Consider the following 12,495-nt stretch of genomic DNA (forward strand, 5'->3'; position numbering starts at 1 on the left):
CCTCCTCGTCGCGGTCGAGCCGCATCGTGAGCGCTCGCACCTTCTGGCGGATCTGAAAGTCGTGCGCCGTCGGCGGCAGGGCCAGCGTCGCGCACAGGTCAGCACGGATCTGGTTCATCGCGGCGACTTCCCGGTCGGCGCGCTCACGGGCATCGTCGACCGCTTCGCGATAGGCCTTGTCAGCTGCAGCTTGGGCGGAATCGGCACGCTCGCGCGCCCGTTCCAGCCGTTGGCGGCATGCCGCTTCATCCTTCAGAAAGTTGGCCACCTTCTCGCCCAGGCGCTTGCGGACGGAGGCGACCGCGTGCCACGTTACGAACGGGTCGCCTTCGCGGCCGGCGCCGGCCCGGTCCTGACGCCCGCGACCTTCCAGGCGCTTCACGCCATCCATCAGCAGCTTCTGCCACGCCTCCAGCGGCAGGTTCTCGATGGGGCGGAGTGTGGGCGCCTTCAGCGTCCGCCAGCCGTCATCGCCCCGCACGATCAGACCGCAGCCGGCCGGCAGGTCGGACTTGGTGATGAGGCCGGCAGGGACCGCGAACGTCACGGCGGCGGCGTAGCGCAGGTAACTCTGCCACTTGCCGCTGGTCACGTCGGACCGGAAGTCGGCCACGCTGATCTTGATCTCGTAGGCCAGCGGCGTGAACCGGCTGTAGCTTTTCGGCACGCTGTAGACGTCGGGGCGCGGGCTGCCAGCCGGCCCGAGCTGCATGTCGGTCCAGATCATGCGCTCGGGCGTCCGCAGGTGCTCGGCCAAGTCGTTGGCGAGATCGTCGTGTTTCCAGGTCATGCGGCCTCCGATTTCAGGCCAAGCCGCCGCTGGGCTATGGCGATGTATTCAGGATTCAATTCGATGCCGATGCAGTCACGACCCAGATTGCGCGCCACCAAGCCGGTAGTGCCCGCGCCGAAGAACGGGTCAAGCACTATGCCGCCGGCCGGGCAACCGGCCTTGATGCACGGCTCAATCAGATCGGGAGGGAAGGTCGCGAAATGCGCGCCCTTGAAAGGCTTGGTGCTGACGGTCCACACAGAGCGCAAATTGCGCAAGCCGCCGACACCATCCCACTGCTCATCGTTTCCGCGAGCGCCATCGGCGTCCTTGTAGGAGAGGCGAGCGTCTCGCTTAAAGCCGTTGCCTGATTTGTGATCGGAGACCGCCGGCTCCTTGACAGCCTCGTGGTCGTACAGGTAGCGGTCGGATTTGGTGAGCAGGAACACGAACTCATGGGCGCGTGTTGGCCGGTCGCGCACGCTTTCCGGCATGGCGTTGGGCTTGCTCCACACGATGTCGCTCCGCAGATACCAGCCGTCTGCGCGCAGCGCGAACGCGACCATCCAGGGGATACCGATCTGGTCCTTTGACTTCAGGCCCGCCGCAGTAAGCCAAGATTGCCGATTGCGCACATTTGTTACCTGCTGTCCGCCTTGCGAAACGACGTTTTTGCCTGATCCGTAGTTGCCCCCGCCACCACCGGCGAAGCTGTCGCCCAGATTCAGCCAAAGCGTCCCGTCGTCGCGCAGCACCCGCCGCACCTCGCGAAACACCTCGACCAGTTTGGCGACGTATTCGTCCGGCGTTTGCTCCAGCCCAATCTGTCCATCGACGCCGTAGTCGCGCAGGCCATAATAGGGCGGGCTGGTGACGCAGCAATTGACGATACCGTCCGGCAGGGAGCGGAGCACGTCGATGCAGTCACCTTGATTGATTTCGATGATGGCCATCAGAATCGGTGTCCTGAAATCTCGACGTATTTCCCGACCGGCCGCACGGCGATCTCCGCCGGGACCGCAAGCGCGCTGACGCGCTCCAGCGCCTCGTCGACATTGGCCGGGATCGGCTGGCCCGGCGCCCGCCGGCTCCACCAAGTGCAGGCCTTCTGCCGCGGGAAGCCGGCGTGCTGGATGCAGACGTATTCCTTGTGCTGCACCATCCCGCATTGGTAGACGACGCACAGGGATGGCGTGCCGCCGGCCTTGTCGTGTCGCCGGTAGAAGACCTTGTCGACTCGCAGCCAGTTCGGATCGACGCGCTCGGTGCTGAGGATCGGCAATGCCGACGAACGCGCCTCGATCTTGATGGTGGGCTCTGGGAAGACGAACCCGCAGTCGGCGCACTCACGGGCCGAGGCGTGACAGATGCTCTCGCACTGCGGACACTCCTTGGTCGGCGCCTCGCCGCCGTCGCCCTTCTTGCGGTCGACCACCTTGATCTGGTCGACCGGTCCGAAGCGGCTCACCACCCCGGCGAAGTCCAGCACGAGGCAATCGGACTTGCCGTTGCGGATGGATTCGTGGATGTCGGCGCCCAGGCAACGGGTGCCTCTGCCGCAAATTTGGATATAGAGACCAGCACTTTTCGTGGGCCGAAGTAACGCGATCAGGTCAACGCTTTTGACGTTGAACCCGGTTGTGAGCGCGTTGATGCTGACCAGTGCTCGCAGCTTGCCGTGCCGGAACCGCTCGATGATGGCGTCGCGCTCGGTGTCGGGCGTGTCGCCGAACACCGCCTCGGCAGCCACCCCGCGCTCGCGCAGGGCGTCGAGGATGTGGCCGCAATGCTTCTTGCCGGCACCGAACAGCAGCCAGCTGCGCCGGTCCTGGCCGAACTGCACCACCTCGTTCACCGCCGCCGCGGTGATCTCGTCGTGATCGACGGCAGCCTCCAGCTGGCCGGCAATGAACTCGCCGTCGCGCGTGCCGACGCCGGTCACGTCTAGCCTGGTGGCGGTCGCCTTGCTGATGAGCGGGCACAGGTAACCAGCCTCGATCAGTTCCAGCATGGGCGTCTCGTGGGCAATGCCGTCGAACAGGGCGTTGTCGCCCGTGTGCAGCATGCCGGTATTCATGCGGAACGGCGTGGCGGTCAGTCCAACGACCCGCAGGTGCTGGCCGTTGATCGCCTTCATGTCGCTGATGAACTTGCGGTACATGCCCGATTCCTTGTTCGGAATCAGGTGCGCCTCGTCGACCAGAATCAGGTCGCACTTCTGGAGTTCGTAGGCCTTCTTGTGGACGGACTGGATGCTGCAGAACAGCACCTGGCTGGTCTTGTCGCGCGAGCGCAGGCCGGCGCTGTAGATGCCCGCCGGGCAATGCGGCATGAGCCCGAGCAATTCCTGGTAATTTTGTGATACTAGTTCCTTCACATGTGTAATTATTATAATGCGCTCGGTGGGCCACTGGGTGAGGATGTCCTCGACCAGCTTGGCGATCACCAAGCTCTTGCCACCGCCGGTCGGAATGACCACCAGCGGGTTGCCGTCGTTGTCGCCCATCCAGCCATAAAGGTCGTCGATGGCCTTCTGCTGGTAGGGCCGCAGATTGAGCTTCATCGCATTGCTCGGGGTATGTGCGAAAGGGGTCGGCGGCGCAACATCGTGCGCCAGCCGCAGATCCATGCTCGCCGCCGCGGCGGGAGCGGTCAAGCGCCGATAGTCCTTTTCGGACTATTCCTTGGCGCGCGTCTTCACCAGATGGGCGAGCGCGCGGTCATCAATGTCCGGCTCGCCGATCTCCTCCAGCAGGGCGCGTTCCTTGGGCGTGGAGATGACGTGCCGGAATTTCTGCAGCAGCACGCGGGCGCACGACAACGCGGTGATCTGCTTGCTGTAGCCCTCGCGCAGTTGCTCCAGCCGAGCGGTCAGATCCGCCACCTGCGCATCCACCGGCCGTGCGTCGGCGATTTGGAGGTTGCTCGCCATCATGTCGGCCTGAATGCGGTCGGCAATCGTGCGCGCCTGATCGTCGGTCAGGGCGGACAGGCAAGTGCCGGAAGCCGCATCGCGGCGCGCGACGTAGATGCTGTCGAGGATCGAAATCATTCATCCATCTCCATTTCGCGCAGCCGACGCATCAGTGCCCGCCCGCTGGAAATCCGCTGCTTGATGGCGCCGGTTGTCAGGGACATCTCGGCGGCCACGTCGATGTAGCTGCGCCCCTCGCCGGACACTTTCAGCAGCGCTAGCCGCTGCTCCAGCGACAGGTTGCCCTCCATACGGCGTGCGGTGTCCGCCAGATCGACGGCGCTCTCCTGGGTGGGGGCGACCGCCGGCAGGGCGATGTGGTCGGGCCTGCGCGGCGCGTCACGATCCGGATCCGGCTGCCCTTCCAGCGCATCCAGCGGGATGTGCTCCAGCTTGTTGGCGTGCAGCAGGCGGCTGTTGACGAACAGGTTGCGCATGATGACCCGCAGCCAGCCGCCCATGTTGGTGCCATCGAACAGGTCGCGCCGCTCGATGGCTCGGGTCAGCGTGTCCTGCAGCAGGTCGTCGGCGTCCGCCTTGTTGTGCGTCAGCTTGAGCGCCTGGGCGCGGAGGGCGGTCCGGCACTCCAGCATCTGCTGCTCGAACGAACGCCTCGGTTTACGTGCTCTTGCCATCCTGCGGCCCCTCGTCCGTCCAGTAGGATCCGTCGCGCATCTGGTAGGAGATGAACGACGCATCGGGCGCCGCGTCGATCTGCTCGCCCGGCACCAGATTCGGGTTGAAGCGGTGCTCGCCGCAGCCGGTGTATTGGAAGTCGAGCGGGATCTTGTCCTCGTGCCGCGCGCATCGCCATGAGCCCTCGCCATCCTCCACGGCCTCGGAGAAGGCGCAGGTGCGGCAATTGCGCTGCGGCAGACGGCTGCCGTGGCAGACCTCCGAGAAGTCGCAGAACCGGCACTTGAAGAACGACGGGTCGCTCGACACGCGCTCCGGCGGCACGTCGCTGAAGATCACCCGGCGGGCCTTGGCGATGTGCCGCATGGCCTCGGCCGGATCCGCCTCCGTGCGGACTGAAACGGTGCTCCGGCCACCCGGCGATGCGCAGGTCAGATAGTGCCGGTCGAAGCCGGTATAGTGCATGTAAAGTTGAGCTTGAACAAAATAGGTGAAGTCCCAGGCACGAAGCGCGTTCTTCTCGCCAAGATCCGCCTTCAGTTTCTCTAGCTTCTTCTGCTTGTCTTCATTTGTTGTCTTGCCTTCCCAGACGTGCCATGTCTTGGGAGCCTGCAAGATACCGATGATCTTGCCGTCGCAGAAGCCGCGGAAGTGGCCGCCGTGGTCCTTGAATCCGAATTGCCGACCGGTTTCCGGATCGACCGTCAGCAGCGTCACACCCTGCACCAAGCGCAGGCGCTCGGCCATCAGGTCCTCGGTGCGATGGCCGTCATCGAAGCGCTTGATGCTGGTCGCGTCGAAGAAGACGGGCGCCACCCAGCGGATCTGGTAGAACGGCTTGCGAGCGCACTCGTCACCGATCACACCCATGCCCAGGCGCGGGCCGGGCTTTCGGTTGCCCTTCACCTCCAGCGCGCGGTCGGCAGCTTCAAGGGTGGGGTCTGGGATGGAGCGGGGGAGTGGGGCCATTACGCGACCTCCGTCGAGAAGCGCGCCATGCGGCGCTCGATGTCGGCGATGAACTCGGCCTCACGCTCGATGCCAACCGCGTTGAACCCTTCCTCCATGGCGGCCTGGAGCGTCGAACCGCTGCCAGCGAAAGGGTCCAGCACCGTGCCGCCCGGCGGCGTCACGAGACGGCACAGGTAGCGCATCAGGGCGATCGGCTTGACGGTGGGATGCTTCGATGCGGCACGGTCTGCCTTGTTGGCCTTGGCGCAGTAGAAGAAGCGAGAAGCGCTTCCGGAATCGCCATAGCAGACCATCGGCGTTCCTTCGGGTCGGCTCTCAGCCCCATAGGCCGCCCCGCGGTTCCCCTCGTTGTCGCCGGACGAGACCCGCTTGACGGCCCCGGTCCCGCTCGTTTTGGTGCCGAAGGCTGCAAACGCCTCCTTGACCTCATCTGACCCGTCGTGGATCACGTTGGCGGGCCAGCGGCCGGCGGCGTTCTGCTCGTAAACCCCGGGCTTTGGCTGCCATCCATCATCGTTCATGACGCCTAGTGCGGTGTTGCGCGTGGCGATGATGGTGTCGCCGGTCGGCACGCGGCATGCGTCGATGTTCAGCGCGCCGCACCCGTGCGCCAGTACGTTCGCCGCGACGGTGCCGATCAACGGTTTGCGCGCAACGATGATCGGCTCGAAGGCCGGCTTGAGAGCGGTGCCCCACCCTTCCCATTGGAGTGCCGCCTCGGTGGCAGCCGCGGTGACCGTGTGGGTGTAGGTGCGGTCGTTCAGCTTCTCCCAGGAACCATCCTTGTTCTGGTCAGCGCCTGGGCGCAGGCGGCGCACAGTTGCCCCCTCAGCCACCACCTCGCGCTCCGCGCCGGCCATCTTGTCCAGCGCCTTGGACACGTCGAGCGACTTCGGGAACCCCGAGCCATAAAGCCACATGACCGTGTCGCGGATCTCGAAGCCGGCGTCCTCAATGGCGCAGGCAATGCGGTGAAAGGTGCGGGTGCCACCGAACGCCAGCAGGTGCGCGCCGGGCTTCAGGCGGTCGTAGATGGCCCGCCACGTCTCCGGATCGAACGCGACCCCTCGCTTGTCCCATTCCCTTCCCATGAAGCCCAGTTCGTACGGCGGGTCGGTGACGCACGCATCGAACAGGCTTTTGCGGAGCTTCCAGCGCAGAGTGCTGCGGCAGTCGCCATGATGGAGCTCGTGCCGTGCCATCATATCCGCACCGGCATGATGACCTGGCGCAGCGCCGGCTCGCTTTCGCCCTGCAGCAGGAGCGGATTCGCGTGATCGCTGTAGCTGATCACCGTCACCTCGGCGTCGGAGGCGGCCAGCAGCGTGCGCAGGTAGGCGGCATTCACCCCGATCTCGATGGGGTGCGTGGAGACGGTCGGGATGGCGGTGTACGCATGCCCGCCCTCCTCGCCCTTCGTCATCACGCCCAGGCGCGTGCCGTCGAAGCGCAGCAGGACGTGACGGTGCTTGCCCTCGCACATGGCCGACACGCGGCGCAGGGCGGCCAGCAGGTCGCGGCGGCCGACCTTCGCATTTCCGGTGAAATTGCGCGGCACCACGCGCTCATAGTCGGGGAAGGTGCCGTCGATGAACCTGCTGATGAGTTCGGTGTCGTCGGCCAGTCGGAAGCGCACCTTGGTGCGATTGCTGTCGATGGCCACCTCGACGCGGTCGCCCGACTCCGTGCTCAGCATGCGCAGCAGGAGCCCCGCCGATTTGCGCGGCAGGATGTAGCCGGCGGCCGGGCCGACCGGAAACGCTTCGCTCGCCGCCGGCGGCAGCGGAGCGTCTTGCTGGCTCATGACATGGCCATTCGTCGCGACGCCGGTCAGCGCCCGCGTGCCGGCATGCGTCTCCCGCCCGTGCAGATAGACGCCGTTGAGGTAATAGCGCGTTTCCTCGGTGCTGACAGCGATCAGCGTGTTGGCCAGGACCGCCCGCAGGGCATCCGCCGGCATGGTGAAGGTCCGCGCCTTGGGGAAATCGGCGGATACGACGGGGATGTCCTCCACCGGAAAGCCGTACAGGCCACCCGTCGTTTCGCCCGCCGTGAACTCCAGGTCCTTGCCCTTGGGGGTGAGCGTGATGGTGCCAGTGTCCAGCGCCGTCAGCACGCGCGTTAGCCGGCCCGCCGGCACAGCCACATCCAATTCGCCGGCAGTCTGCACCGGCGCACGGGTGGTGATGCTGATGTCCATGTCGGTGGCGGTGATGGCGACGCCGTCAGCGTCGGCGCGGACCCGCACGCAGCCCAGGATCGGGATGGAATTGCGCCGCTCCGTCACCGCGGCGGCGGCACGGACAGCCGACCGCAGCGCGGCTGTTTCGATGACCGCGCTCATGCCCGCACCTGATCGCGCGCATCGGCCTCGATCTCCGCCCACGCCTCGTCGGTGAACTCGCTCTTAGCCTCGGCGATGATGGCGCGCAGCACGGCGCCGTCCGGCACGCTGGCGCGGGCTTCCTCCAGCTTCAGGCGGGCGATTTCGGCGCGACGGTGCAGCTTGGCGTCGGTCGAGCGGCGCAGCCAGTCCGGGTCCAGCTTGCCCTCGGTCTCGCGGCTGCGGGTCTGGGCCTCGATCCGGTCGACCTCGATTGTGAGAATGTCGATGTTGTAGCGGATCTCGGCACCGGTGATCGGGTTCTCGATCAGCGGGTTCAGCGGACGCCGCGGGCGGACCGGGGCGGCGTCGGTCACGGTGATGGTGGTTTCGGGGTCGTTCATTGTGGTCTCGCGCGTTCACGGGGGAGGGGCGACCGGCGGCGTCGGGACCGCCGGTCGCGGGGTATCAGCCGCGCTTCCAGGGCGCGTTCTTCGGCGGCCCACCGGCGGCCGGCGGAGCCTGGTAGCCCTGCTGGGCCGGCTGCTGCTGGTAGCCCTGCTGCGGCGCCTGCTGATAACCACCCTGCTGGCCGGCCGGCGGAGCGTACTGCTGCTGCGGAGGCTGCTGCTGATACCCGCCCTGCTGGGGCGGCGGGTTGGCCGGGCCACGCTGGGTCGGGGCGGCGCCGGCCGCACCCACCGGCTTGTAGCCCTTGACCTCGTTGCTGGCGTCGTACTGCTTGCCGGTCTTCTCGTCGGTGCGCGGCGGCTTGACGACCACCTTCGCCACCATCGGGTGGAAGTGCAGCTGCTCGCTGTCCTCGACCACCATCACGCCGGTGGCGTGGCAGATGGCGGACAGGGTGCGGTTGGCGATCTCGACCGCCTTCTGGTTCGGGTTCCACAGATTCAGGCGGTCGAACAGCCGCTGGCCGGCGCGCTCTCCGTCCAGGATCTCCATCTCCAGGGTCAAGTAGGACCCCGTGCCGGCGCTGTTCTCCTTGGTCTCGGACTGGACGATCTGGACGACGTAGTCGCCCGGCGGCAAGACCTCGAACGGAGCGGCGGGGTCGACGTCGTGCGCATTGAACTGGTAGCCGATCTGGGCCATCGAAAACTCCTGTGGGATGGCGGTGTATGGATAGTCCCTTTAGGACTATTTGCGGGCGTAGAAAGGGCGGTTAAGAGGCCACCGCTTTGACGAGTTCGGCGTAGCCGAGGCTCATGTCGATCTGGTCGGGCAGCGGATACCGGCACTTGGCCAGGAACGCGGGGCGCTCCTCGGTGAAGATAAGCCGCTCGCCGCGGCCGACACCCCTGGTGACGGTTTTCTTGAAGCCGACGTCGGATTTGATCGTGCTGGTCCGATAGTTCGCGAACAGCAGAGCATCGCAATGCTCGATCATCTTGGCCTTCGCGAGCTTGTGCAGCTTGATCTCGTACCGATCATACGGCTCGGAATCGGGCGGCGTGGTCTTGTTCACGACGGCGTGCGCAAGCTGGATGACCGCGATGTTCTTGTCGTCGCGAAGCGCGTTGACGGCCTCGATGTATTCCTTCCACACATCGATGGTGGCGAGATAGCCGCGGCCGAAGTCCGGCTGCTCGATCGTCTTCCAGTTGTTGCGGCGGCACGTTTCAGCCCACACCAGGGGCTCCAGCCAGTCGAGGCTGTCCACAACGACCGTCTCGAACTCGTCGCTGTTCTCATAGACCACGCCGAAGGCGTCGATCACGTCGTTGAAGGTGATGCCCTTCTGGTACAGCTCGAAGTGCGGGACATCCAGCTTTCCGAGACCGTTTTCGATGCACAGCACCACCGGCCTGTTGGAGCCGACCGTCTCCGGGATCACGGAGCCGTTTGCGTCGAACTGACACCCGGTCGCCCAGTGCGTCTTGCCGATGCCACCCGACGCATAGAGGATCACGCGCGGCGGCTTGATCTCGTTCTTGCGCTTCAGGTGGTTGATGTTGATAGCCAAGTTGGCCTCCTAATTGCCTGGATCTGGTAGCGAGTATCCGTAGCGACCCTCTTTCGCGTTCCTGATCGCGGTTCTGATGGTCGAAACCGAACACCCGTACTCCTCGACCAGAGATTTGAATGTGCGACCGCTCAAGCGCTTCTCGATGATTTCGGCGACTTGGTGATTCGAGAGCTTGCGTTGCGATTCCGAGATCGCGGCTTTCGCTTCGTCAGATAATCGATGACCGAGTGCGGAGCGATTTCCTTTCGCCTTCTCCGCCATAAGCCGCCTGGATTCCTCGCTGCGCTTTTTCCCCTTGTTGCTTTCGGATAACTTCCGCCTCGTTTCTTCACTTGGAGGCGGTCTTTTCCGGAGGGCTTCCGAAATCTTGGCCCTAGCCTCTGGCGATTGGCGCTTCGCCCTCAACTTGGCGACGTGATCGGGCTTGAGCTTCCTTCCGATGCGCGACAGCGTCATTTTGCGCCTGGCCTCATCGGACATCTTTCTTCCGATCTGCCAGCGGGACATCTTCTGCCGCGTCTCGTCCGACCGCTTGAGACCGAGGGCGCTTCGCCCCGTGCTGCAGATGTTGTATCCGCGGCAGGGGTCGGTAAGCCGACCAGTTGCGATGTGCTCGGTCTCAATCGACGTGAGCAACTCCTTCTGCTCCACGATCTGCACGACCTCGAAGCAGAAGGCTTGCTCTCCGTGCTTGGCCCACGATTTCTGGAGTCGAGGATTGCAGTGGGTTCCAGCATGAAGCTCGCGAAGGTGGTCACGGAAGCGCCGACGAATGTTCACGGCGCTTCCGATATACACCTTGCCGTTGACGGTATTGCGGATCCGATAGATCCCAGAAACCGCCGGCGCATCCATCGCTTACGCCCCCGCCTTTGCGGCAGCGACCAGGGCCGTCTCGCGGTCCTGCGCGGCGCTGTAGACGCGCTCGCGGATCGCCATCGGCCACTCGCACACCTGCTCGTTGACGCCCATCAGCGCGTCCAGTTCCGGCTCGGTCGTGCAGGCGTTGATGAGTTCGATCATCTTCGCCTCGGCGTTCTCGATGCTGGCGTAGGACGAGAAGACCGTGCCGTCAGCCTTCAGCACCGGGATGCGGCCCGCACCTACCGGCTGCTGGGCGGCGGGTTCCGGAGCGGCGGCCGGCGGAGCGTCCTGGGCCGGGGCGGGCTCGGACTTCTTGGCCCACGGCGGCGGGGCCTTGGCCGGGGCAGCGGACGGAACCGGCTGCTGGGCGACCGGCTGCGGAGCGGGGGCAGGCTGGGTCAGCGGGATGTCCTGCACCATCACGTCGGACTGGCCGGTCACCACGATAGCGCCCGTCGGCACGCCCTGCGCCGCGATGGCTTCCTCCAGGTCGATCTGCTGCTCGCCGGTCGGCGTGGCCGGCGGCTCGGCACCCTGCTGCTGGGCCGCCTCGGCGGCACGGGCAGCTTCCATCTCGGCCTTGGTGCGGCGCTTCCGGCGCGTCGCGGCCTGTTCCGCGGTTTCCGGCTGGCCGGCCTCGGGCTGCTCCGGCTCGGCACCGGCGGCCACCACCTGCGCATCGACCTGGAAGTCGATGCCGTCGACGGACCCGGCGGTCTGGCGCAGCGCGATGATCTTGTCCTCGACGCTCGCGATCACGCGGGCCTGCTCGAACAGACCGGAGGGCAGCGGCACGCGGCCGGTGATGGTGATCAGGAGTTCCTGCTGCAGATTGCTCATGGTGATCAGTCCCGGTTGCCGGTGATGATGGAGTAGATGTCGCGGACCAGATCCTGGTCGGCGTTGATGGCGGCGGCGACGCGCTTCACGATCTCGTTGCGCTTATCGCAGTTGTCGAATTTTGCGTCGAAGTCGCCGAGCGTACGCAGAATGTGCTCGTCACCAACCAGAATGGCGTCGGCACTTGCGACGGCCTGAACATGGGCCGAACGAGCCGACTTCTCGGCGTCCGCGGCCAGCTGCGCGATCTCGGCCATCGCATCGGCGTGACCGACCGGGTCCGCGGCGGCGTCCGGCATCTTGGCCAGCAGCAGTTCGATCTTTTCCTTGCTCATCAGGCGACGATCCTCTTGTTGCAGTTGCGGATGGCGGCCACGATGTCACCGGCCAGTGTCGGGTCGGCGGCGTTCAGCGCGGTCGCAATGCGGTTGTTGAGGTGGGTCAGCAGGGCCGCGCCGATGGTCGGGGTGGTCTCGGTCGGCACGACCGGCGGGAGAAGGGCCAGCACGCGGATGCCGTCGGCTTCCAGGTATCCCTTCTCGTTCGGCACGAACTCGATGGAGCGGGGATTATCCATCACTCCGGCTCCTTCTTCGTGATCCGGTACTTGGCGGCGCCCGGCTTGACGGTACGGGCCGGCTCAAACAGCTTGCGGATGCGCTCGGGCCACGCCTTGAACTTGGTCTCGCTGACCTTGTAGGTGGTCTCGACGTATTCGCGCGGTTTCTCGCCGAGCTTCTGGAGTTCCAGCACGGCGGAGCCGATCTTGGCCTGATCCCACTCCGCCTTCTTTTCCAAATCGCATTCGATCAAGAACCGCTCGTCGGCCTCGGCCTTCTCCAGACGAACCGTGCCGAAGTCCTTGCCGGCATCCTTGCGGAGCTTGGCGGCGTCGGTCTTGAACCGCAGGTCCAGCGCCGCGCTGAGCCACGCCTTGGCGCTCTTCAGCTTGGCTTCGGCCGCGGAGATTTCTTCCTGGAGGCCGTGCAGATGGTCCAGCGGCTTGTCCAAGCTCTGGGCGATCGGCAGATCACCAAGCTGGTCCATCGTCAGCTTGTTCGTCATGCTGTCCTTCCGGGGGTTGGGCCGGAGCAACATCGTGCGCCGGCCGTGGATTCAACGTAGCG

At 65.4% G+C, this 12,495-nt stretch carries 16 protein-coding genes; all 16 read right to left on the reverse strand.

Translation table 11 applies throughout. From position 1 onward, the window contains the following. Positions 1 to 790, reverse strand: a 790-nt coding sequence (locus TSO5_RS04170) for an MmcB family DNA repair protein (RefSeq protein WP_109150385.1), incomplete at its 3' end; no start/stop codon positions are given. Then, complete coding sequence (locus tag TSO5_RS04175; protein ID WP_109150386.1) at positions 787 to 1,725, reverse strand: site-specific DNA-methyltransferase; 939 nt, start codon at positions 1,723 to 1,725, stop codon at positions 787 to 789. The genes TSO5_RS04170 and TSO5_RS04175, both read right to left, overlap by 4 nt. Beyond that, on the reverse strand, positions 1,725 to 3,401 hold the full coding sequence (locus TSO5_RS04180) for a DEAD/DEAH box helicase (RefSeq protein WP_247870583.1): 1,677 nt from the start codon (positions 3,399 to 3,401) through the stop codon (positions 1,725 to 1,727). The genes TSO5_RS04175 and TSO5_RS04180 overlap by 1 nt, the downstream gene beginning before the upstream one ends. Before the next feature lie 48 nt (positions 3,402 to 3,449). Beyond that, a complete protein-coding gene (locus TSO5_RS04185) occupies positions 3,450 to 3,824 on the reverse strand; it encodes a hypothetical protein (protein ID WP_109150387.1) in 375 nt (124 codons plus the stop codon). Beyond that, complete coding sequence (locus tag TSO5_RS04190; RefSeq protein WP_158282351.1) at positions 3,821 to 4,339, reverse strand: sigma factor; 519 nt, start codon at positions 4,337 to 4,339, stop codon at positions 3,821 to 3,823. Before TSO5_RS04190 ends, TSO5_RS04185 begins: the two co-directional genes overlap by 4 nt. A gap of 25 nt (positions 4,340 to 4,364) precedes the next feature. Beyond that, positions 4,365 to 5,351 (reverse strand): hypothetical protein, encoded by a 987-nt coding sequence (locus tag TSO5_RS32595; RefSeq protein WP_158282352.1) that lies wholly within the window; start codon positions 5,349 to 5,351, stop codon positions 4,365 to 4,367. Beyond that, positions 5,351 to 6,559, reverse strand: a complete 1,209-nt coding sequence (locus TSO5_RS04195; RefSeq protein WP_199230800.1) for a DNA methyltransferase — start codon at positions 6,557 to 6,559, stop codon at positions 5,351 to 5,353. The genes TSO5_RS32595 and TSO5_RS04195 overlap by 1 nt, the downstream gene beginning before the upstream one ends. Beyond that, on the reverse strand, positions 6,556 to 7,698 hold the full coding sequence (dnaN, locus tag TSO5_RS04200) for a DNA polymerase III subunit beta (RefSeq protein WP_109150390.1): 1,143 nt from the start codon (positions 7,696 to 7,698) through the stop codon (positions 6,556 to 6,558). Before dnaN ends, TSO5_RS04195 begins: the two co-directional genes overlap by 4 nt. Further along, on the reverse strand, positions 7,695 to 8,081 hold the full coding sequence (locus TSO5_RS04205) for a hypothetical protein (protein ID WP_109150391.1): 387 nt from the start codon (positions 8,079 to 8,081) through the stop codon (positions 7,695 to 7,697). Before TSO5_RS04205 ends, dnaN begins: the two co-directional genes overlap by 4 nt. A 64-nt stretch (positions 8,082 to 8,145) precedes the next feature. Beyond that, positions 8,146 to 8,790 carry a DUF669 domain-containing protein gene (locus TSO5_RS04210; RefSeq protein ID WP_109150392.1) on the reverse strand — a complete coding sequence of 215 codons (645 nt, stop codon included), beginning with the start codon at positions 8,788 to 8,790 and terminating at the stop codon, positions 8,146 to 8,148. A gap of 70 nt (positions 8,791 to 8,860) precedes the next feature. Then, positions 8,861 to 9,661: an ATP-binding protein gene (locus TSO5_RS04215; protein WP_109150393.1), complete on the reverse strand. Its 801-nt coding sequence runs from the start codon at positions 9,659 to 9,661 to the stop codon at positions 8,861 to 8,863. Positions 9,662 to 9,670: 9 nt separating this feature from the next. Continuing rightward, positions 9,671 to 10,519 (reverse strand): NUMOD3 domain-containing DNA-binding protein, encoded by an 849-nt coding sequence (locus TSO5_RS04220; RefSeq protein ID WP_109150394.1) that lies wholly within the window; start codon positions 10,517 to 10,519, stop codon positions 9,671 to 9,673. 3 nt (positions 10,520 to 10,522) lie between these two features. Continuing rightward, on the reverse strand, positions 10,523 to 11,368 hold the full coding sequence (locus tag TSO5_RS04225) for a hypothetical protein (RefSeq protein WP_109150395.1): 846 nt from the start codon (positions 11,366 to 11,368) through the stop codon (positions 10,523 to 10,525). A 5-nt stretch (positions 11,369 to 11,373) separates the two neighbouring features. Further along, the gene (locus TSO5_RS04230) at positions 11,374 to 11,703 is read right to left on the reverse strand and encodes a hypothetical protein (RefSeq protein ID WP_109150396.1); all 330 of its coding nucleotides are present in this window, start codon (positions 11,701 to 11,703) and stop codon (positions 11,374 to 11,376) included. Further along, a complete protein-coding gene (locus tag TSO5_RS04235) occupies positions 11,703 to 11,945 on the reverse strand; it encodes a hypothetical protein (RefSeq protein ID WP_109150397.1) in 243 nt (80 codons plus the stop codon). The genes TSO5_RS04230 and TSO5_RS04235 overlap by 1 nt, the downstream gene beginning before the upstream one ends. Then, the gene (locus TSO5_RS04240) at positions 11,945 to 12,433 is read right to left on the reverse strand and encodes a hypothetical protein (protein ID WP_109150398.1); all 489 of its coding nucleotides are present in this window, start codon (positions 12,431 to 12,433) and stop codon (positions 11,945 to 11,947) included. The genes TSO5_RS04235 and TSO5_RS04240 overlap by 1 nt, the downstream gene beginning before the upstream one ends. Positions 12,434 to 12,495: the final 62 nt, after the last annotated feature.

This window comes from Azospirillum sp. TSO5, assembly GCF_003116065.1.
Lineage (GTDB): Bacteria > Pseudomonadota > Alphaproteobacteria > Azospirillales > Azospirillaceae > Azospirillum.

What these genes read in the sequence shown, in the direction of transcription:
- TSO5_RS32595 (WP_158282352.1), bottom strand. Translation starts at nt 5,351, where the DNA reads ATGGCCCCACTCCCCCGCTCCATCCCAGACCCCACCCTTGAAGCTGCC.
- TSO5_RS04235 (WP_109150397.1), bottom strand. Translation starts at nt 11,945, where the DNA reads ATGGATAATCCCCGCTCCATCGAGTTCGTGCCGAACGAGAAGGGATAC.
- TSO5_RS04195 (WP_199230800.1), bottom strand. Translation starts at nt 6,559, where the DNA reads ATGATGGCACGGCACGAGCTCCATCATGGCGACTGCCGCAGCACTCTG.
- TSO5_RS04220 (WP_109150394.1), bottom strand. Translation starts at nt 10,519, where the DNA reads ATGGATGCGCCGGCGGTTTCTGGGATCTATCGGATCCGCAATACCGTC.
- TSO5_RS04210 (WP_109150392.1), bottom strand. Translation starts at nt 8,790, where the DNA reads ATGGCCCAGATCGGCTACCAGTTCAATGCGCACGACGTCGACCCCGCC.
- TSO5_RS04225 (WP_109150395.1), bottom strand. Translation starts at nt 11,368, where the DNA reads ATGAGCAATCTGCAGCAGGAACTCCTGATCACCATCACCGGCCGCGTG.
- TSO5_RS04205 (WP_109150391.1), bottom strand. Translation starts at nt 8,081, where the DNA reads ATGAACGACCCCGAAACCACCATCACCGTGACCGACGCCGCCCCGGTC.
- dnaN (WP_109150390.1), bottom strand. Translation starts at nt 7,698, where the DNA reads ATGAGCGCGGTCATCGAAACAGCCGCGCTGCGGTCGGCTGTCCGTGCC.
- TSO5_RS04175 (WP_109150386.1), bottom strand. Translation starts at nt 1,725, where the DNA reads ATGGCCATCATCGAAATCAATCAAGGTGACTGCATCGACGTGCTCCGC.
- TSO5_RS04230 (WP_109150396.1), bottom strand. Translation starts at nt 11,703, where the DNA reads ATGAGCAAGGAAAAGATCGAACTGCTGCTGGCCAAGATGCCGGACGCC.
- TSO5_RS04180 (WP_247870583.1), bottom strand. Translation starts at nt 3,401, where the DNA reads ATGGATCTGCGGCTGGCGCACGATGTTGCGCCGCCGACCCCTTTCGCA.
- TSO5_RS04185 (WP_109150387.1), bottom strand. Translation starts at nt 3,824, where the DNA reads ATGATTTCGATCCTCGACAGCATCTACGTCGCGCGCCGCGATGCGGCT.
- TSO5_RS04240 (WP_109150398.1), bottom strand. Translation starts at nt 12,433, where the DNA reads ATGACGAACAAGCTGACGATGGACCAGCTTGGTGATCTGCCGATCGCC.
- TSO5_RS04190 (WP_158282351.1), bottom strand. Translation starts at nt 4,339, where the DNA reads ATGCTGGAGTGCCGGACCGCCCTCCGCGCCCAGGCGCTCAAGCTGACG.